The sequence below is a fragment of the Xenorhabdus sp. Sc-CR9 genome, from assembly GCF_963897815.1.
Classification (GTDB): Bacteria; Pseudomonadota; Gammaproteobacteria; order Enterobacterales; family Enterobacteriaceae; genus Xenorhabdus.
This window is the reverse complement of record NZ_CAWQTY010000233.1, coordinates 24,473-42,204: the sequence shown is the minus strand read 5'-3', so window position 1 is coordinate 42,204 and position 17,732 is coordinate 24,473. Positions and strand designations below refer to the sequence as shown.

16 protein-coding genes are annotated in these 17,732 nt (G+C 40.6%); 11 read left to right on the top strand and 5 right to left on the bottom strand.

Annotation, left to right across the window (positions count from 1 at the left end; genetic code table 11):
- Positions 1–3 precede the first annotated feature (3 nt).
- On the bottom strand, positions 4–927 hold the full coding sequence (gene glyQ / locus AACQ81_RS18685; protein WP_237385831.1) for a glycine--tRNA ligase subunit alpha: 924 nt from the start codon (positions 925–927) through the stop codon (positions 4–6).
- A 209-nt stretch (positions 928–1,136) separates the two neighbouring features.
- Here glyQ and AACQ81_RS18680 point away from each other — a divergent pair, with 209 nt between their 5' ends.
- The 5 genes from AACQ81_RS18680 to AACQ81_RS18660 all read left to right on the top strand — a co-directional run bounded on the left by AACQ81_RS18680 (position 1,137) and on the right by AACQ81_RS18660 (position 6,492).
- Positions 1,137–1,688: a DNA-3-methyladenine glycosylase I gene (locus AACQ81_RS18680; protein WP_237385864.1), complete on the top strand. Its 552-nt coding sequence runs from the start codon at positions 1,137–1,139 to the stop codon at positions 1,686–1,688.
- A 278-nt stretch (positions 1,689–1,966) separates the two neighbouring features.
- Positions 1,967–3,223 (top strand): valine--pyruvate transaminase, encoded by a 1,257-nt coding sequence (locus tag AACQ81_RS18675; protein ID WP_237385863.1) that lies wholly within the window; start codon positions 1,967–1,969, stop codon positions 3,221–3,223.
- Positions 3,224–4,059: 836 nt separating this feature from the next.
- Positions 4,060–4,959 (top strand): FAD-binding oxidoreductase, encoded by a 900-nt coding sequence (locus AACQ81_RS18670; RefSeq protein WP_237385830.1) that lies wholly within the window; start codon positions 4,060–4,062, stop codon positions 4,957–4,959.
- Positions 4,959–6,074, top strand: a complete 1,116-nt coding sequence (locus AACQ81_RS18665) for a fatty acid desaturase (protein WP_237385829.1) — start codon at positions 4,959–4,961, stop codon at positions 6,072–6,074. Before AACQ81_RS18670 ends, AACQ81_RS18665 begins: the two co-directional genes overlap by 1 nt.
- Position 6,075: 1 nt before the next feature.
- Positions 6,076–6,492 (top strand): DUF2000 domain-containing protein, encoded by a 417-nt coding sequence (locus tag AACQ81_RS18660; RefSeq protein ID WP_237385828.1) that lies wholly within the window; start codon positions 6,076–6,078, stop codon positions 6,490–6,492.
- Positions 6,493–6,727: 235 nt separating this feature from the next.
- On the opposite strand, the gene AACQ81_RS18655 is transcribed toward AACQ81_RS18660, so the two are convergent.
- Both AACQ81_RS18655 and AACQ81_RS18650 read right to left on the bottom strand, forming a co-directional pair.
- On the bottom strand, positions 6,728–7,039 hold the full coding sequence (locus tag AACQ81_RS18655; RefSeq protein WP_237385827.1) for an AzlD domain-containing protein: 312 nt from the start codon (positions 7,037–7,039) through the stop codon (positions 6,728–6,730).
- A complete protein-coding gene (locus tag AACQ81_RS18650) occupies positions 7,036–7,770 on the bottom strand; it encodes an AzlC family ABC transporter permease (protein ID WP_443089521.1) in 735 nt (244 codons plus the stop codon). The genes AACQ81_RS18655 and AACQ81_RS18650 overlap by 4 nt, the downstream gene beginning before the upstream one ends.
- A gap of 1,399 nt (positions 7,771–9,169) precedes the next feature.
- Here AACQ81_RS18650 and AACQ81_RS18645 point away from each other — a divergent pair.
- Positions 9,170–9,508, top strand: a complete 339-nt coding sequence (locus tag AACQ81_RS18645; protein ID WP_237385826.1) for a YceK/YidQ family lipoprotein — start codon at positions 9,170–9,172, stop codon at positions 9,506–9,508.
- Between the two features lie 164 nt (positions 9,509–9,672).
- Here the strand turns inward: AACQ81_RS18645 and AACQ81_RS18640 are convergent, their stop codons facing one another.
- Entirely contained in the window at positions 9,673–10,983 is a 1,311-nt protein-coding gene (locus tag AACQ81_RS18640) for a DUF3748 domain-containing protein (RefSeq protein WP_237385825.1), read from the bottom strand.
- A 134-nt stretch (positions 10,984–11,117) separates the two neighbouring features.
- Here AACQ81_RS18640 and AACQ81_RS18635 point away from each other — a divergent pair, with 134 nt between their 5' ends.
- Entirely contained in the window at positions 11,118–11,735 is a 618-nt protein-coding gene (locus AACQ81_RS18635; protein ID WP_237385824.1) for a trimeric intracellular cation channel family protein, read from the top strand.
- A gap of 2 nt (positions 11,736–11,737) precedes the next feature.
- Here the strand turns inward: AACQ81_RS18635 and ligB are convergent, their stop codons facing one another.
- The gene (gene ligB, locus AACQ81_RS18630) at positions 11,738–13,564 is read right to left on the bottom strand and encodes an NAD-dependent DNA ligase LigB (RefSeq protein ID WP_237385823.1); all 1,827 of its coding nucleotides are present in this window, start codon (positions 13,562–13,564) and stop codon (positions 11,738–11,740) included.
- A gap of 307 nt (positions 13,565–13,871) precedes the next feature.
- Here ligB and gmk point away from each other — a divergent pair, with 307 nt between their 5' ends.
- From gmk to trmH, 4 genes are read left to right on the top strand one after another with little or no spacing between them, the layout of a single operon-like run.
- Complete coding sequence (gene gmk, locus AACQ81_RS18625) at positions 13,872–14,495, top strand: guanylate kinase (RefSeq protein WP_237385822.1); 624 nt, start codon at positions 13,872–13,874, stop codon at positions 14,493–14,495.
- A gap of 54 nt (positions 14,496–14,549) precedes the next feature.
- A complete protein-coding gene (gene rpoZ, locus AACQ81_RS18620; protein ID WP_013185697.1) occupies positions 14,550–14,825 on the top strand; it encodes a DNA-directed RNA polymerase subunit omega in 276 nt (91 codons plus the stop codon).
- An 18-nt stretch (positions 14,826–14,843) separates the two neighbouring features.
- Entirely contained in the window at positions 14,844–16,958 is a 2,115-nt protein-coding gene (spoT, locus tag AACQ81_RS18615; protein WP_237385821.1) for a bifunctional GTP diphosphokinase/guanosine-3',5'-bis pyrophosphate 3'-pyrophosphohydrolase, read from the top strand.
- Positions 16,959–16,963: 5 nt separating this feature from the next.
- Positions 16,964–17,725, top strand: a complete 762-nt coding sequence (gene trmH, locus AACQ81_RS18610; RefSeq protein ID WP_237385820.1) for a tRNA (guanosine(18)-2'-O)-methyltransferase TrmH — start codon at positions 16,964–16,966, stop codon at positions 17,723–17,725.
- The last annotated feature ends 7 nt before the right edge of the window (positions 17,726–17,732 follow it).

The window sequence follows — 17,732 nt, the reverse complement described above, 5'->3', positions numbered from 1 at the left end:
CTCTCAGTTCTTATTACAAATAGTCTTATTACACATAGGGAAGCCAAGCGCCTCGCGGGAGGCATAATAAGCTTCAGCAACTGATTTGGTCAGGGCACGGATGCGCAGGATATATCGCTGACGTTCAGTCACGGAAATCGCCTTGCGGGCATCCAGCAAGTTGAAAGTATGACCCGCTTTCAGAATGCGCTCATAAGCTGGCAGTGGCAGAGGAACTTCCAGTGCAAGCAATGCCTGTGCTTCTTTTTCGTATTGCTCAAAGCAGGTAAACAGGAAATCCACATCAGCGTGTTCGAAGTTATAAGTGGACTGTTCCACTTCATTCTGGTGATAAATATCGCCATACGTGGTTTTACCCAGCGGGCCATCGCTCCATATCAGATCGTAAACGCTGTCCACGCCCTGAATGTACATCGCCAGACGTTCTAAGCCGTAAGTAATTTCACCGGTCACAGGTTTGCACTCAAGGCCACCCACCTGTTGGAAATAAGTGAACTGAGTCACTTCCATGCCGTTCAGCCAGACTTCCCAGCCCAGCCCCCAGGCACCCAATGTTGGGTTTTCCCAGTTATCTTCAACAAAGCGGATATCGTGGACAGTAGGATCAAGCCCCAAGGCTTTCAAAGAACCAAGATAAAGCTCCTGAATATTATCGGGAGATGGCTTGATGATAACCTGAAACTGGTAGTAATGCTGGAGGCGGTTCGGATTTTCACCATAACGCCCGTCAGTTGGACGACGGGAAGGTTGCACATAAGCTGCTGCAATAGGCTCAGGCCCCAAAGCACGCAGACAAGTTATAGGATGAGAGGTTCCTGCACCGACTTCCATATCCAGTGGTTGGACAATGGTACAGCCTTGATTAGCCCAGTAATCCTGCAATGTCAGGATGAGCCCCTGAAAGGTTTTGGTATCAAACTTTTGCATGTTGAATCCGCACGCGATACATATGAATTTAAACGAAAGGGGTCAGTATACCCTTTGACCGTAAGATATACAGCACTGATCGCCCGCCAATTTTGTCGCAGTATAAAAAAATCTTATCCTAGCCTATTTACTTGTATATCTATACAGCTAAAATCAGTTTAATTATTAACCATTAATCTTTTAAGGAAGCTCGGTTCATGAATAAAGAAATGACTCGCTGTGGTTGGGTGACATCCGATCCTGAGTATCAGGCCTATCATGACAAGGAGTGGGGAAATCCATTGAAAGAGAGCCAACAGCTTTTCGAACTGATTTGTCTGGAAGGACAACAGGCCGGTTTATCATGGCTCACTATCCTGAAAAAGCGGGAAGGTTATAGAAAGTGTTTCCACCAATTTGATCCGATCAAAATAGCTAAAATGGATGAAACCGATGTTGAAAGACTGATGGGGGAGTCAGCCATCGTGCGCAATCGAGCCAAAATCAATGCGATTATTCATAATGCCCGTGCTTATCTGAAAATGACCGAACAGGGAGAAGATTTCAGCACATTTATCTGGCACTTTGTCGATGATTCTCCCCTGATTAATCACTGGAAAACACTGACAGAAGTTCCTGCGCAAACTGCTATTTCTGATGCCCTTTCCACCGCATTGAAAAAGCGAGGATTTAAATTTATTGGCAGCACCACCTGCTACGCATTTATGCAAGCAGCGGGTTTGATAAATGATCACCTCGTCAGTTGCTTCTGCCGAAAATAAATTAGCTACACCCGGCAGATTTCGAGATGCAGCCAACAAAGCTTCAACTTGAAATTCACCGGGTATACTGAAAAATTAAAATTAGTGCATAAAAATAAACAAAAATACCACTTTAAAATATAAAACCAGATTAATCATAAATATCTAGTTTTTAAATCCAATCGGTGATCACAATACGCTATATAAAAACATAGAATACTTATTTTGCCCCATTGCACCCTAATAATAGGCGGGGTATGGTGTCTTTTTCTCATACAAAAACCGACGTAAAAACCGTTATGAAATTTTCGCAATTCGGCAACAAATTTACGCAAGATTCGGGAATTACCCGATTGATGACTGATCTTAACCAAGGCCTGAGAACACCCGGCGCAATTATGCTAGGTGGAGGAAATCCAGCACATATTCCTGAAATGGATGAGTATTTTCAGCAGATATTAACTGACTTGGCATCAAGTGGCCAATTAAGCGAAACCCTATGTAATTATGATGGGCCACAAGGAAAAAATACCCTGATAACTGCTCTGGCCCGAGAATTGCGAGAAAAACTTGGCTGGGAAATCCATCCACAAAATATTGCGTTGACCAATGGTAGCCAAAGTGCCTTTTTCTATCTGTTCAACTTATTGGCTGGTCGTGCAGAAGACGGTTCAATGAAGCGGGTTTTGTTTCCTCTTGCCCCAGAATATATCGGTTATTCGGATTCAGGTTTGGATGAAGGGTTATTTGTCGCCAATAAACCGAATATTGAATTACTGCCTGATGGCCAATTCAAGTATCGTGTCGATTTTGATCACCTGAATATTACTGAAGATATCAACCTGATTTGTGTCTCACGACCAACCAACCCAACAGGCAATGTCATCACCGATGAAGAGTTGCTGCGCTTGGATGGGCTGGCTCAACAGCACCAAATCCCGTTATTGATTGACAATGCCTACGGAGTGCCATTCCCCAGCATTATTTTCAGTGAAGCTACCCCGCTATGGAATCCTAATATTATTCTGTGCATGAGCCTGTCCAAACTTGGCCTGCCGGGTTCCCGCTGTGGGATAATCATCGCCAATGAAAAAATTATCAATGCTGTCAGCAATATGAATGGCATTATCAGCTTATCTCCGGGCGGTGTCGGGCCTGCTATCGCGCTGGAAATGATCAGGCGCAATGATCTGTTCCGCTTATCACAGGATGTTATTCAGCCGTTTTATAAAAAGCGGGTAGATAATGTGATTGAGATTATTCGCCGCCATATGTCAGAAGAGCGCTGCCTGATCCATAAACCGGAAGGGGCGATATTCCTTTGGCTCTGGTTCAAAAATTTGCCAATCACGACAGAGGTGCTTTATCAGCGGTTGAAAAAACGGAAAGTGCTGATGGTTCCGGGTCATTTCTTCTTTCCGGGCTTGGAACATGACTGGCCTCATGCCCATCAGTGTATGCGCATGAATTATGTGCCTGATGTGGAGAAAATCGAAGAAGGCATCCGCATTTTGTCTGAAGAGATTGAGATCGCCCATAAAGAAGCTGGATACTGATCTGTAACAATAGTTATTGATTGTAGGCTCAATAACCTCATGTATTCAGCACATTATGTATCCATGAGAGTTACTCCCTATTTTTATTAAAATTTTCACGCTAATAAAGATAAGTAACTCTCACCATTCTTTCATTAGGTTTCATATTTAGAAAATTGAATCAACTGGTTCAAACCTAAATCAGATATTATCATGAAGAAAAGACCAAAGATTAGTACTAGCTTACCCTTCTTTAGTCTTCCAATGATTAGGCCGAATTCTATTTAATGATTTTAAGTTAAAGTAACCATTAAAGAACAGCAGAAACATAATAATAAAAAACTATACTTATAGCATAAAGCCATAGCTTATAAGTAAAATCTTTATATCTAAAAATCAATATCATATTCTATTACCCCCTCCAATCTCAGTTATTAAATTTGTTTCCGGTCACACTCTTAATTTAAATCAATTATGCTTTTTACATCTAACTTCCAACTTTGTTAAACATAATTAGTAGTTAGTTTTAAATTTATTACTCACTTAAATTCCCCACACATCACGTTAATATCTATAATTTTTATAATATGTGTATTATCTTTTATTCACATTATGCATGGGCTTTATTTCTTTAAAACAACAAATAATCCAGTGTTAAAATCCAAAAATTCAACAAGTAATAAAACAACAAACCAAAAATAATAATTTAATAACTATTATTTACTTTAGATTAAAAAGACATACGTAATGATATGGATTTTCATTTAATAAACGCATTAAAATTAAAACTTAAATAATTCAATATTCCATTCACAATGTAATTATTTATTAGTTTTATTAAAACTTAGGGGAAAAATATGTTCGGTTTATTTAATCGAAAGAAAGAAAAGAAAGGATTCAACATTACCAGTAGGTATGGTAATTTCATCCAAAAGGAAAACGAAACCGTACTGGAAGGTGCATTACGCCAGAATATCCTATTACCTCATAACTGTAGAGTTGGAACATGCAGACGTTGCGAAGTATTCATTAACGGTTCGACCGTGTTAGCCTGTCAATTTAGTAGCGATAGTGACATAACTTTAGAATATAATAAACAATGGCATAAAGCGAACATTGATAACATTACCCAATTAGGTGATGAAATTATTAAAGTCGGCCTTTTTGCCCCTTCTATTGAATTAGATGAAGAACAAGAAGGGCAGTATGTTGATCTTACTTTTGATAAACAAAAAAATAGTCAACGTAAATATTCAATTGTCAGTATTAATGAAAAAAATTTAATATTACATGTCAAAAAACACCCCTATGGTGAAGTATCAAATCTTTTAGCTAATTCTCGTCATGGCCAAGAAATTTTTATTTCTCAACCTCAAGGAGAATTTAGGCTGCCTAATTTTGATACAACGCCTAGCACTGGTCTGGCTATTGCGACAGGAAGTGGGATGGGAGTGGCGCTGACTCTTTTAGACAAATTATGTTCAAAATATTTAATAAACCCAACAATTATTTCTGCAAGCAGAAAAAAAAGCCTCGGCCAATATCATGATCTATTGATCTCTGATTTTAAACAAAAATATCCAATTACTAAAGACTATTGCATGAATATAGATGAAGTAAATAACTATTTAAAGAGTAGCCAAGAAAGTAATGCTACGTATATTGTTTGTGGCACACCTGAGTTAAATAAATTATTTTTTGATAATAGAGTGATAATTGAAAAAAACCGTTCATCTATTGTTCAGGAGAGTTTCTAATGTCAAATGATAAAAATTATTTTTCAAGTCACATACGGGAAAGTATGCAAGTACTTCCAAATATTTTCCAGAAACTATTAACTATAATAACGGGGAAACCAATATCGGGACAGTCTCGTATAAAATTACCAGCAATAACAGAATTCATTTTAACAGTATTAATATTTATTACCTCTACATTCGGCGCTATTTTATTATTACCTTATATTCCTGATATATTATGGTTTATCATTATTCCTATTTGCTGGGTTGTTACGGTAGGATGTTTAAGAAAAATACAGGTAACATATGCACACCATGCTGTACATCGTTGCCTGTTTAATAGTAATAAGTTACTTAATCGCGTAATGTTAGCACTTTGTACGATTATTCCGGTATCTCAGAATGGGCGTGATTATACAGTCGATCATTTAGGACATCATGACGAAAAAAACTTTACAACTGAAGAAGATAGCGATGCTGCTTTTTTAAAGAGTCTGGGGTTCATTCCTGGTATGCCAGTGAGTTATTACAAGAAGCTTTTATTTTTAACGATTATCAGCCCTATGTTTCACTTACGTTTCTTCTGGTCACGTATTAATAGTTTTATCTTTCGTGGATCACTGATAGAAAGCTTATTTGCCGTTATCTGGTTAGCGATATTAATTGTACCTGTATTCTTCGAACCTGTTCTGTCAATATTGTGTATCTATATTCCTTATTTTGTGATCTACCATATCAGCTCATTATTGCAGTTTTTAACCGAACATGCTTGGTTGATCACCAAACACTCACCTAAAGATCTTGACGATTACGCCAGACGTTGTTGGGGACGATTTACTGGAGAAATATATCCAACCAATAGCAATATCCTGTCTAAAATAAGTTGGTGGCTTAAAATGCTGTTTTTTCATGCCCCATGTCGAATAATGATCTTGTGTGGTGACTTACCTGTACATGATTGGCATCATTTGGCAGGTGAATTAGGCCAATCTTCAATCTATTGGCAAAATAGCATCTACCTAAGACAACAAGCCGTAATGACACCAAATGAAAAAATTGTTCTACAAGAAATTTGGGGAATACGTAATATGGTTATGAACAGTTTTATATCACTTTCAAAAGCAGAGGTTTGATATGTACGAAGATAATGATAAAAAAATTTACGTAATTTTAAGTAATAATCATGAAAATAGCATATTATTCAATGCCGCTTGCCATTTAACGGCTGGTATTGTTGATTCTGTTCAAGGGATGTCTTTTCATCGTTATTATAATGAAAGCAGTGAATTTGTAGCTAATATCAGTCATTATCCTATAGTGATATTAAAAGCTAAAAACAGTAACCAATTGAAAAAGTTAACAGAGAAATGTCATCAAGAAAAAATTCAGTATAATTTTTTCACAACGAGCATGATTTCACATTCCGCCGAACAACAAAAAGAAGATACTTTAAATGCCCCTGTAGAAGAGTTAGATTTTGTAGCAGTAGCACTTTATGGGGATCGAGATATTCTATCACCACTGACAAAAAAATTCTCATTATTTAAATAATGAAAATATAGAGTGATAGTTTCTCTAAAATATCTTATGGAAAAAGGCATTTTTATTGATTTTAATATAAAATTAAAAATCCCTTAATAGTCAACTGCACCTAAAAAGTTATAGATTAACTGATTAAGGTGCAGATTCATATTAAGTACTTAAAATCATAACAGCCATAAAACATAGTGTTGAGCCAGCATCCTACTTATTGAATTATTAAAACTGTAGCATTAATTCTCTTCCACTATAGAAAAGCCAATAATATATAAAAAACCATCAAACTAAGAATAACGCAGATCACAAGATTACGAATAAAAAAAGCAAATAACGCAGTTAATAATGCGCCCCAAAGATAAGGATTATTTGTAAAACCTCTTAATTCCCCATTCTCCATTAGAATAATAGGACCACAAATGGCGATAAGTAAGCAAGGTGCAGAATACTTTAAAGCTTCGTTGATAAATCCAGGTAATTTAACTGGCATCTTAGGTTCCAGAAATATATATCGGTTTAAAAAAATAATACCTCCCAATATAAAAATTAAAGCCCAACTCATACTGACTCCTTCATTAATCTAGCGATAAATACTGAAAAAAACATTCCACTAACACCAGCAATAATTATAGCACCCTCAATATGAAAGTATGATAACACCATCGATAAAATCAGAGAAAATAGCACTCCACCCAGCACACTAATTCTTTTTATCATCGGAACAATTATGGTTATAAATGTTGCGATGATGGAAAAATCAAGATGATAATCAGATAGATTTGGGATGGATGACGCCATAAATACCCCTATCAGGCTGAATAAATTCCAACATAAATAAAAACAAAGTCCTGCACCAATTAAATAGCTAGGTGTTAATTTTTCTTTATCACTCTGAGCACAGCTTAGAGCAAATAGTTCATCAGTCAGTAAAAAACCTATTGGTAGTCTATAGCGAATTTTTAAACTTGCTACATATTCACGCAATGTTAGTCCATAGAGAAAATGCTGAGAGGTAAGAAAAAAAATAGAAATAATAATAGTGAGAATACTAGCACCTGACGTCAATAATCCTAATGTGACTAGTTGGGCCGCACCAGCAAACAGGATGACAGACATGCCGATACTCTGCCACAGTGTTAAACCCGATTGGACAGCCATTGATCCAGCTAATATTCCCCAAGGAATAACAGATAAACACAGTGGCAACATGTTATACATTCCAAGCCAAAATGCTCTCCAAGGCAAAGAGAAAGATTTAGTCTTTCTCTTTTTTTCAACAAAGCTACTTTCCATTTTCTGTATATCATTTTCATTTTTCATATATTACAACCTAATAGTCAACTATGATATCAATTTCAATTGTTTATTATGAAATTTGATTTATATAATTATTACACAGTATTAAATATTTCTGCATATATGGTTTTTATGTATCCTACATAATATATTATTCACCCAACTTTATGAAAACGTTTTATTATTATAAAAAGAAAAAATATTTTACAAGTTTAATTTATTTAACCCTACATTTATTTAACCCTAAATTATGGCAAGGAAGAATTCTACTTTGTGTAAAAGCAATCATTGTATGGGTATTGATAAAAATTCCGGGACAAAACATGTAGAATTTATCTGACATTTCATCACAAAACTTTCCAATTTTGCTCAATAATACCCATATTGACACGGCAGGATAGTTTTATGGGTTTAAGTTACATTATTCATCAAGCAGTAAAGTGAAATCGAGTCAGTTAAAATTACGATAGGAAATGTTGATGGCCGAAATGGCGTGCTTCAATAAGCTATACCCAATGGATTTCAAGATGCAGCGCGGCGGCAAGGGAATGAACCCCCAAGAGCATAGCTAACTATGTGAGTGGGGTGAGTGAGCGCACAACTTGAAAGACGACAGGTATATATGGCAATGGAGAATAATTCGAAAAAGATCAGCGGCTACTTGAAGATTGAAAACAAAAGTAAATGAAACCTCTTTCTAATCCTCATAATAAAAAAAAGCTCCCTCATTTAGGGGAGAGGGAGCAAGATGATAACGAGGACTTTTACCTGCGAACAGGACAGTAATTCCAAAAGAATTCTTTACACACAACAGGAAAGGAAAACAATCCTTGTTTATATACCTTCCCTGAACTGAGTATATTTAATCAGAAAAATTATTTTATAATGGGTTGAACAGGAAGGTTTTTTTAACTTTAAACCACTTCTACTATCTCAAATTGAGGTCAAATAGGGGTGATCGAGCAGTGTTCTGTGATCTAAAGCACATTTAATGATTAACGTAAGAGTACTTAATCTGTTAGCCCTGACCTAAATCATCATAACGGTCAAAATTTCGGGTGACATAAACTCTTCATAGCTGCGCCAGTGGATAAAACATCGGCTATCTATGCCAGTCCCTTCATGCAGTTGTGTATGGATAAAATAAGAAGGCTTTTATTTCCTGATGGCCTCTCCAAAAAGCAGAAATAAAAACAGAATTAAAATTTCCATCACAAAAAATTATTAAATTCAGCGATAAGTGCTATAGCAAACTGAATACTACCTGACTATAGTAAATAGTATTAAAGAGTAAATGGTATTGAAGGTTTATCTTCACACTTTGGAAAAATTAGCGTTAAAGAGTAAATAAAGTATCTGAACATTGGAAAATTAACTCAATGAGATCATGGAAACGATGAAAAACTGTAAAGTACTTCTATTACTATATATACTATGTACCACATTTGGATGGTTACTTGTCACGGGTTGCTCTAGCATCATGACGCATAGTGGCCCCCACCAAGGTTATTACTCTGGTGCCAAAGCTAATATAGATATGCTGAAAGATGGCCGGACAGGGTGGTTCATGAAACCCCTGCTTGCTGTTGACCTTCCGTTCTCTGCCTTTCTGGATACACTCCTGATCCCTTATGATTATGCCCGCTCCAATCAAAATAAAGCGGAACAATCCCCTAAACATCGTATTGAACAGCTGGAAAAAAACAGTATCGCACTATCTGAACCTGAGTCATAAACGATTAACAATGAAGCATAAACTTAGTGGATCTCTGGATTCAGCCCGACGACAAGGGAACAAATCCTGAGAATATAGCTAACCGTATGTTTATAAAAACGGTGACTGGAGTTAAGTGAGTGCCGCCGGCAAAGCTGCAACTTGAAAGAGCAAGGATATAGCTGTTATTCATCTCTGCAATAAACACTATCCATTCCTGTTTCAACCACAAATATCTGCCGATAACCCTCAATATCACGCATAAAAGCAACATAGCGATCATCCGGTGATATGACAATTGCATCCGCGGAAGGAGCATCTTCGGTACGCTGCGTCAAACGCCGAATTTCGCCATTTTGACTATCACAGAGTACAACACTGTTATCACAAACACAGGCAATAAACCGACCACGACTATCCCAGCTAAATGCAGACTGAATATTGTCACTACGGTGAGTTATCTGTATTGACTCACCACCATTTGGCGAGATGTACCATAGTTGGACAATCCCATTATCATCTTTCATTAAGAAACAGATTTTGCTGCCATCTGGTGATGTTCTCAACCAATGTCGGGGTATATTCACTACACCCGGCCAACGTTTATCATGTGTAAATGTTAAACGCCTCTGTTTCACTCCCGCAGGTGGAGCGGGTAATGTTGTTTCAGTACCCGCCAAAGGCTGACTACCGGCAATAGCGTAATCGCTATCATTTTCAGGCAGGTCAATGAGAAAAATTTCCGGTATCTTTTCACCATTTTCAGCACAGGTATCTCCAATAAAGGCCAGCGCCCAACGCTGCCATTGACCATTATCTTTTAAATACCCCCTTTTCCCTATCCAACCTTCTTCATAAGCCCGATTAATGTCATCACTTCCGGGACGGGGAGATGGAGTAGTTTGGCTGACCACAACCGAAAAATAACTGCCATCATATTCCCTCCGATGTTTTTTGACTGACTCCACGGATTTCAACGGAACAGCCACAGCAACATTACGTAAATCAAATGCAGGATCTAACTCATGCATTACATGGTCGTTATAGGTAAAACTCAAGCGACTGCTGTCAGGACTGAAAACGTGAACATGTGTACCGCCACGCAAGGCTCCGGCGGTATAGGGAGGAGTAATATCCAGTGCATCAATATTCACCGCTATGTGTGGCTGGGTATCGTAAACAATCACCCCACGACGGTGATGGAAATTATACTGCCATTGCGCATCTGGATTTTCTGGGCCATGAATGAATGCATAACGAACAGGTTCCTGTTGGCTCACTGTCACCACCCCAACATGAGATCCCTTTCCTGCCAAATAAACAACTTCAGTCTGCCCATTGTCAATATGAATTTTTTCTATCGTTAAGCCCGTAAAAGACGCTCCGTCAGGACGAACATCGTATACCAACCACTGGCTGTCAGGTGTCCAAACATTTATATTAGTTATCTGATGGCTATGGCTATCAAATGTTATCTGGCGTTCTTTAAAGACCATTTTTATTACCTTAACATTGAGAGATTTCGGATGAAAAAAACTAATTCTATTGAAATTTAACTAAAAAAATTCAGGCGAGGAGTTATTATTTCAACAGTACTCTTTACTTCTACGTTATTTATTTGACTAAAATTATGTTACTTAGTGTCCTTTATATTATTGGTATTACGGCTGAAGCCATGACAGGTGCCTTAGCCGCTGGTCGCCGAAAAATGGACGTGTTCGGCGTTATTATTATTGCTTCCGTGACGGCCATTGGTGGTGGCACCGTCCGAGATATGATCCTTGGTCACTACCCTCTCGGCTGGGTAAAAAATCCAGAGTATATCGTGACCGTTGCTTGTGCTGCCGTGGTCACCATCTGGGTTGCACCCATGATGAAGCACTTACGCCGTTTATTTCTCATTCTTGATGCAATTGGCTTAATTGTCTTTTCCATCATTGGAGTTCAAATCGCGTTGGATATGCACTACAGCCCGATCATCGCAGCCATTGCCGCCGTAATTACTGGTGTTTTTGGCGGGGTATTGCGCGATATGTTTTGCAATACCATCCCGCTAGTATTCCAAAAAGAAATTTATGCAGGGGTCTCTTTTGCCGCCGCCTGGCTCTATATCGCTTTATTACATACGCCATTGCATCCAAATAGCGTGATCCTGATTACGCTTATCGCAGGACTCGCCGCACGGTTAATTGCTATCCGTTATCGCCTTGGATTACCTATCTTTAACTATGACAGTGCAGACCATTAACCTTAATTATGCGCTTCGGGGTGGCTTGCCGCCCCATCTCTCCTACTTTTATCCATCGGCTCGACATCTTGCTTCTCTGACGTGTTTATCTCCCCAATCCATTTATCCTCCTTGATACCATGTACAGCCAGACTCTGAATTACCCTCTTTATCTCTGGATGCTGTAAAAAAGCTGAAATTTTTTCTGCTTGCTTTGCCGTTAATGATAGTGAGTGTTTAGTGTCAGCACCCTCTGGCTGCATATTCCATTGCCAACCCATATTTTCTGTAAACCGATTGGCATAAGGTAGGCCAATTGCTTCACGCCATGATGAAAACAGTCGTGACTTCGCTTGCTGTAATTGGGAGAAAATCAACTCAGCACGCTTAGTTCCGATATTGGGTACTTTTTCAAGTTGTGCTTTATCCAACGCCAGCCAATCCGTTAAATTCGTCACAAGCCCATGCCTTACCAGAACGGCCCATGTTCCTTGTCCAATGCCTTTCATTTTCAATTTTTCTCCAAGCCAGGTCAGGCGGGCAATGAACTGTTGCTGACAATAATGTTCATTCACATTACTCAAATAACTGAAAGAGAAACAACTAAGATAGTGATAATCCTGTTCATCAGGTGGCTGGATATCAGGACGTTCAGCCATACGCCATACCACCTTATCGAGTTTAGGTATACCATGCCCCGCCAACGCTACTGTTATTTTATCTCCGGGATAAACATTCCATTGCTTCCATCGTTTGACAGAACCGATATTGACACGGCTAATTTGTCTATCATCCAACCTCACTTTTTCTAATCCCAAGACAACGGATATTTTCCCCGTCCGGCCTATTGTGAAGTTGACATCTTTTACCGTTGTCACTTGTTGGAGTAATGGATATTTCCATGCAATCGCCCAACTATTTGACCCGGCACGCCATTGCCGTCCGGCCGGTTCAGTTTCCTGCCGTAAAACAACACCATCTGAGGCAAAAGGAAGTGGCAATTCAAAATAATCTTTCCATTTTTTTTCTGCATCTTCCGGGGTAGCAACGGGATGACTGTATTGGTGTACGAGAGGAAACCCCATAGATGCCAATCGTTCCAATTTAACTTCCATGTCATATGGCCCATCCGGCCAACCCCAAATAAAGACGCCAATTTGCTTAAGCTGCGCAGCAGGTGTCTTGCGCATCATTAACCCCGCAACCTTGCTACGTGAGCCGTGGCTACCTGAAATGGATTGCCGATGCTCCTTCTGCTGCCAAAAAAGCTCACCTTGTAATACCATATGTTCCGGTGCATTTTTTATCTGTTTCGGAATACTGGGAATAAACAGGCTTTTATCCATCCAGTCAGTTCCCTCTATTCCATCACCGCGGCTAATAAACCTCACTAATTGACCTTTCTCATAGACCAAAGTAACCGCAACACCATCAATCTTAGGTTGCAACCAGACTTTCGTTCTTCCCTGCAACCACTGACGAACTTTCCACACCTCTTTTAGCTTATTTAAGCCGGTATGCTGGACAGGGTGAGGCTGTTTTCCCTCCTGCGATACCTTAATTTCGAAAGTGCTGTCTGGCATCTGGTTTGCACAGCTTTGCCACAGCACCAAAGTTTCCAGTAATTGATCATAGATTTCATCATCTATTTCACTGACACCCTGCTGGCGATAGAGAGCATCCCATTTCGCCATCTGTCGTTTCAGATGCTCTATTTCATGCTGAAGTTTTTCCTGTGACCATTTTTCCTGTATCCATGCAGAACAATGTCCCTTGTCAGCAAATGCCGCAGGCATTCCAAATAGCGACACACAGACTGTTATAAGAAAACCAATAAGAAAGTTAAGCATCCCTGCTCCGTTAGCTCCCTGAAACACGAGCAGAGAATAAAAAGCCCAGTAATTTTTACCAAGGGGGAAAATGTGGGTTTGCGAAGCGTTTCGAAAAATAAACACTCAATTTCTGCAACCGTTTATTTTTCCTGAAATTGTTTCGCAAAATTAAGCAGTAACGTCAGTTTGTTAAGAAAAAATTTTGTTGAAATGTCCGTTGGCATGTATTGTAACGCTGCATGGATTGACCTATCCGTGTATACTATGTGGGATTTTATATTCCTGCGCTTGCATTTGTTTATACCCAACCAGTCAAGAAATCATCATGAACCAAGGAACGTTATATATTGTTTCTGCGCCGAGTGGAGCAGGCAAATCAAGCCTCATTCAGGCTTTACTGAAAACTCAGCCTTTGTATGACACTCAGGTATCTGTTTCACATACAACACGTCAGACCCGCTCAGGCGAAAATCATGGTGAACATTATTTTTTCATCACAGTAGATGAATTCCAAAATATGATCAGCCATGATGAGTTTTTGGAATATGCCTGTGTCTTTGGTAACTATTACGGTACATCCCGAAAAGTCATTGAAGACACTCTCGCCAGTGGTGTTGATGTTTTCCTTGATATTGACTGGCAGGGAGCGCAGCAAGTCCGTCAGAAAATGCCAGCAGCCTGCAGCATTTTCATTCTTCCGCCCTCCAGGGAAGAGTTGCTCCGCCGCCTGCGCGGACGTGGTCAGGACAGCGAAGAAGTTATTGCTAAACGAATGGCTCAGGCTGTCGCAGAGATGGATCATTACAACGAATACGATTACATCATCATCAATGATGATTTCAATACGGCACTGGCCGATTTACAATCTATTATTCGTTCAGAGCGTCTACGATTAGATCGTCAGACTCAGCGGCATGATGCCTTAATCAGCAAATTATTGGCAGACTGAACCAAGTTTCAGTATTATGCCCAGTCATTTATTTATCTGTGGAGTAGCACACATATGGCACGCGTAACTGTTCAAGACGCAGTAGAAAAAATTGGTAACCGTTTTGACCTGGTGTTGGTCGCTGCTCGCCGAGCACGTCAATTGCAATCAGGTGGCAAAGATCCCCTCGTTCCAGAAGAAAACGATAAGATGACTGTTATCGCTCTGCGTGAAATCGAGCAAGGCCTTATCAACAATAAAATTCTTGATGTTCGTGAGCGTCAGGAACAGCAAGAACAAGAAGCCGCAGAAATCAAAGCTGTTTCTGCCATCGCTGAAGGTCGTCGTTAATTTTACGGTAGGTCTGCCTTGTACCTGTTTGAAAGCTTGAATCAGCTTGTTCTGAAATATTTGCCTGAAGATCAAATCGATCTACTTAAGCAGGCCTATGTGGTTGCGCGGGATGCCCACGAAGGGCAGACCCGTTCCAGTGGTGAGCCATATATTACTCACCCTGTGGCCGTTTCCTGTATTTTGGCCGAAATGCGACTTGACCATGAAACACTTATGGCGGCACTTCTGCATGACGTAATTGAAGATACTCCAGCAACATTTCAGGACATAGAACAGTTATTTGGCACGGTCGTTGCCGGTTTGGTGGAAGGTGTTTCTAAACTGGATAAGCTGAACTTCCGTGACAAAAAGGAAGCACAAGCTGAAAACTTCCGCAAAATGATCATGGCAATGGTGCAGGATATCCGCGTCATCTTGATTAAACTGGCAGACCGTACACACAATATGCGAACCCTTGGCTCCCTGCGTCCCGATAAGCGGCGGCGCATTGCCAGGGAAACGCTGGAAATTTATAGCCCCCTGGCTCATCGTTTGGGTATCCATCACCTGAAAACTGAACTGGAGGAGCTTGGGTTTGAAGCCCTATATCCTAACCGTTACCGCGTGATTAAAGAGGTTGTTAAGGCCGCCCGTGGTAACCGTAAAGAGATGATCCAGAAAATTCTGTCTGAAATTGAAGGCAGGTTAACAGATGCTGGCATCCAATGTACCGTCAGTGGTCGCGAAAAACATCTCTACTCTATCTATCGCAAGATGCATTTGAAAGAACAGCGTTTCCATTCCATCATGGATATTTACGCTTTTCGTGTCATCGTCAATAATCTTGATACCTGCTATCGCGTATTGGGGCAAATGCACAGTTTATATAAACCGCGTCCCGGCAGAGTAAAAGATTATATTGCTATCCCCAAGGCTAACGGCTATCAATCCCTGCATACTTCCCTTATTGGCCCGCATGGTGTGCCTGTTGAGGTTCAGATCCGTACCGAAGATATGGATCAGATGGCAGAAATGGGGGTGGCGGCACACTGGGCTTATAAAGAACAGGGAGAGTCCGGCACAACTGCACAAGTCCGCGCCCAGCGTTGGATGCAGAGTTTACTGGAGCTTCAGCAAAGCGCTGGAAGCTCTTTTGAGTTTATTGAGAGTGTCAAATCTGATTTGTTCCCCGATGAGATTTACGTTTTTACCCCTGAAGGACGAATTGTTGAGTTACCGGCTGGTGCGACCCCTGTCGATTTTGCCTATGCTGTCCATACCGATATCGGTCATGCTTGTGTCGGCGCACGCGTTGATCGCCTGCCTTATCCTCTCTCACAGACGCTCAGCAGCGGGCAAACCGTCGAAATCATCACAGCACCCGGTGCTCGTCCTAATGCAGCATGGCTAAACTTTGTCGTCAGTTCTAAGGCCCGAGCCAAAATCCGCCAGTTGCTGAAAAACCTGAAACGGGATGATTCCATCGGATTAGGGCGACGTCTACTCAATCATGCACTGGGCAACGGTACAAAAGTCATCGATATTCCACAAGAGAATATCGATAAAGAACTGGCAAGGATGAAACTTGCTACATTGGATGATTTACTGGCCGAAATCGGGCTGGGCAATGCCATGAGCGTGGTTGTCGCGCGTAATTTATTATTGGGTGCAGCGGAAAAAACATCAAACGGCAGTGGCAATGCAACGCGTAAGCTGCCTATCAAGGGCGCTGATGGTATTCTGATCACCTTTGCAAAATGTTGTCGTCCAATCCCAGGCGACCCGATTATTTCCCATATCAGTCCGGGGAAAGGCTTAGTGATCCACCACGAATCGTGCCGCAATATTCGTGGATATCAGAAAGAACCAGAAAAATTCATGCCTGTTGAATGGGATAAAGATATCAATAGTGATTTTATTGCTGAAATTAAAGTTGATATGTTTAACCATCAAGGCGCACTGGCAAATCTGACCGCCGCCATCAATGATGCAAACTCCAGCATTCAAAGCATGAATACAGAGGAAAAAGATGGCCGCGTCTATTGTGCTTTCATCAGGCTGACGACCAAAGACCGTATCCAGCTGGCGAATATCATGCGTAAGATACGTGTTATGCCGGACGTGATGCGGGTCAGCCGTAACCGAAATTAAAGGTTATGAATCCTAAACGTTACGCTCGTATTTGCCAAATGATGGCAATGCGCCAACCTGACCTGACAATTTGTCTGGAAGAAGTCCACAAACCCCATAACGTATCTGCTGTCATTCGTACGGCGGATGCAGTTGGCCTCCACCAAATCCATGCCATCTGGCCCAACCAACCATTAAGAACCCAACTCTCCTCCGCGGCGGGTAGTAACAGTTGGGTACAAGTGAAGACACACTCCATAGTTGAACAGGCCATTGCACAATTTAAATCCGATGGCATGCAGATCTTGGCGACTCATCTTTCCGATAAAGCCGTCGATTTCCGCCAAATTGATTACACCAAACCTACCTGCATCATTATGGGGCAGGAAAAGAAAGGTATTTCAAAGCAGGCCATCGCGTTGGCAGATCATGACATCATCATCCCAATGACTGGTATGGTGCAATCGTTGAATGTCTCAGTAGCATCTGCTTTAATCTTGTATGAAGCGCAGCGGCAGCGGCAACTGGCCGGCATGTACCAGCGGGAAAAGAGCATATTATCCGAAGAGGAACAACAAAAACTGCTTTTCGAAGGGGGATATCCCGTTTTGGCAGCCGTTTCTCACCGTAAGGGTCTGGAACAGCCATTGATTGATAAACAAGGGCAAATCATCGCAAGTGAAGTGTGGTGGGCAGCAATGCAGGCAACGACTGCGCCATCGATACCCATTGAATTTCAAGATGCAGCACGACAGCAAGTGAGCGCAGCCAACAAAGCGGCGAATTGAAAGACAA

What these genes read in the sequence shown, in the direction of transcription:
- AACQ81_RS18635 (WP_237385824.1), top strand. Translation starts at nt 11,118, where the DNA reads ATGTTACTTAGTGTCCTTTATATTATTGGTATTACGGCTGAAGCCATG.
- AACQ81_RS18645 (WP_237385826.1), top strand. Translation starts at nt 9,170, where the DNA reads ATGAAAAACTGTAAAGTACTTCTATTACTATATATACTATGTACCACA.
- AACQ81_RS18665 (WP_237385829.1), top strand. Translation starts at nt 4,959, where the DNA reads ATGTCAAATGATAAAAATTATTTTTCAAGTCACATACGGGAAAGTATG.
- AACQ81_RS18655 (WP_237385827.1), bottom strand. Translation starts at nt 7,039, where the DNA reads ATGAGTTGGGCTTTAATTTTTATATTGGGAGGTATTATTTTTTTAAAC.
- glyQ (WP_237385831.1), bottom strand. Translation starts at nt 927, where the DNA reads ATGCAAAAGTTTGATACCAAAACCTTTCAGGGGCTCATCCTGACATTG.
- AACQ81_RS18650 (WP_443089521.1), bottom strand. Translation starts at nt 7,770, where the DNA reads ATGGAAAGTAGCTTTGTTGAAAAAAAGAGAAAGACTAAATCTTTCTCT.
- ligB (WP_237385823.1), bottom strand. Translation starts at nt 13,564, where the DNA reads ATGCTTAACTTTCTTATTGGTTTTCTTATAACAGTCTGTGTGTCGCTA.
- AACQ81_RS18640 (WP_237385825.1), bottom strand. Translation starts at nt 10,983, where the DNA reads ATGGTCTTTAAAGAACGCCAGATAACATTTGATAGCCATAGCCATCAG.
- AACQ81_RS18675 (WP_237385863.1), top strand. Translation starts at nt 1,967, where the DNA reads ATGAAATTTTCGCAATTCGGCAACAAATTTACGCAAGATTCGGGAATT.
- trmH (WP_237385820.1), top strand. Translation starts at nt 16,964, where the DNA reads ATGAATCCTAAACGTTACGCTCGTATTTGCCAAATGATGGCAATGCGC.
- AACQ81_RS18660 (WP_237385828.1), top strand. Translation starts at nt 6,076, where the DNA reads ATGTACGAAGATAATGATAAAAAAATTTACGTAATTTTAAGTAATAAT.
- rpoZ (WP_013185697.1), top strand. Translation starts at nt 14,550, where the DNA reads ATGGCACGCGTAACTGTTCAAGACGCAGTAGAAAAAATTGGTAACCGT.
- AACQ81_RS18670 (WP_237385830.1), top strand. Translation starts at nt 4,060, where the DNA reads ATGTTCGGTTTATTTAATCGAAAGAAAGAAAAGAAAGGATTCAACATT.
- gmk (WP_237385822.1), top strand. Translation starts at nt 13,872, where the DNA reads ATGAACCAAGGAACGTTATATATTGTTTCTGCGCCGAGTGGAGCAGGC.
- AACQ81_RS18680 (WP_237385864.1), top strand. Translation starts at nt 1,137, where the DNA reads ATGACTCGCTGTGGTTGGGTGACATCCGATCCTGAGTATCAGGCCTAT.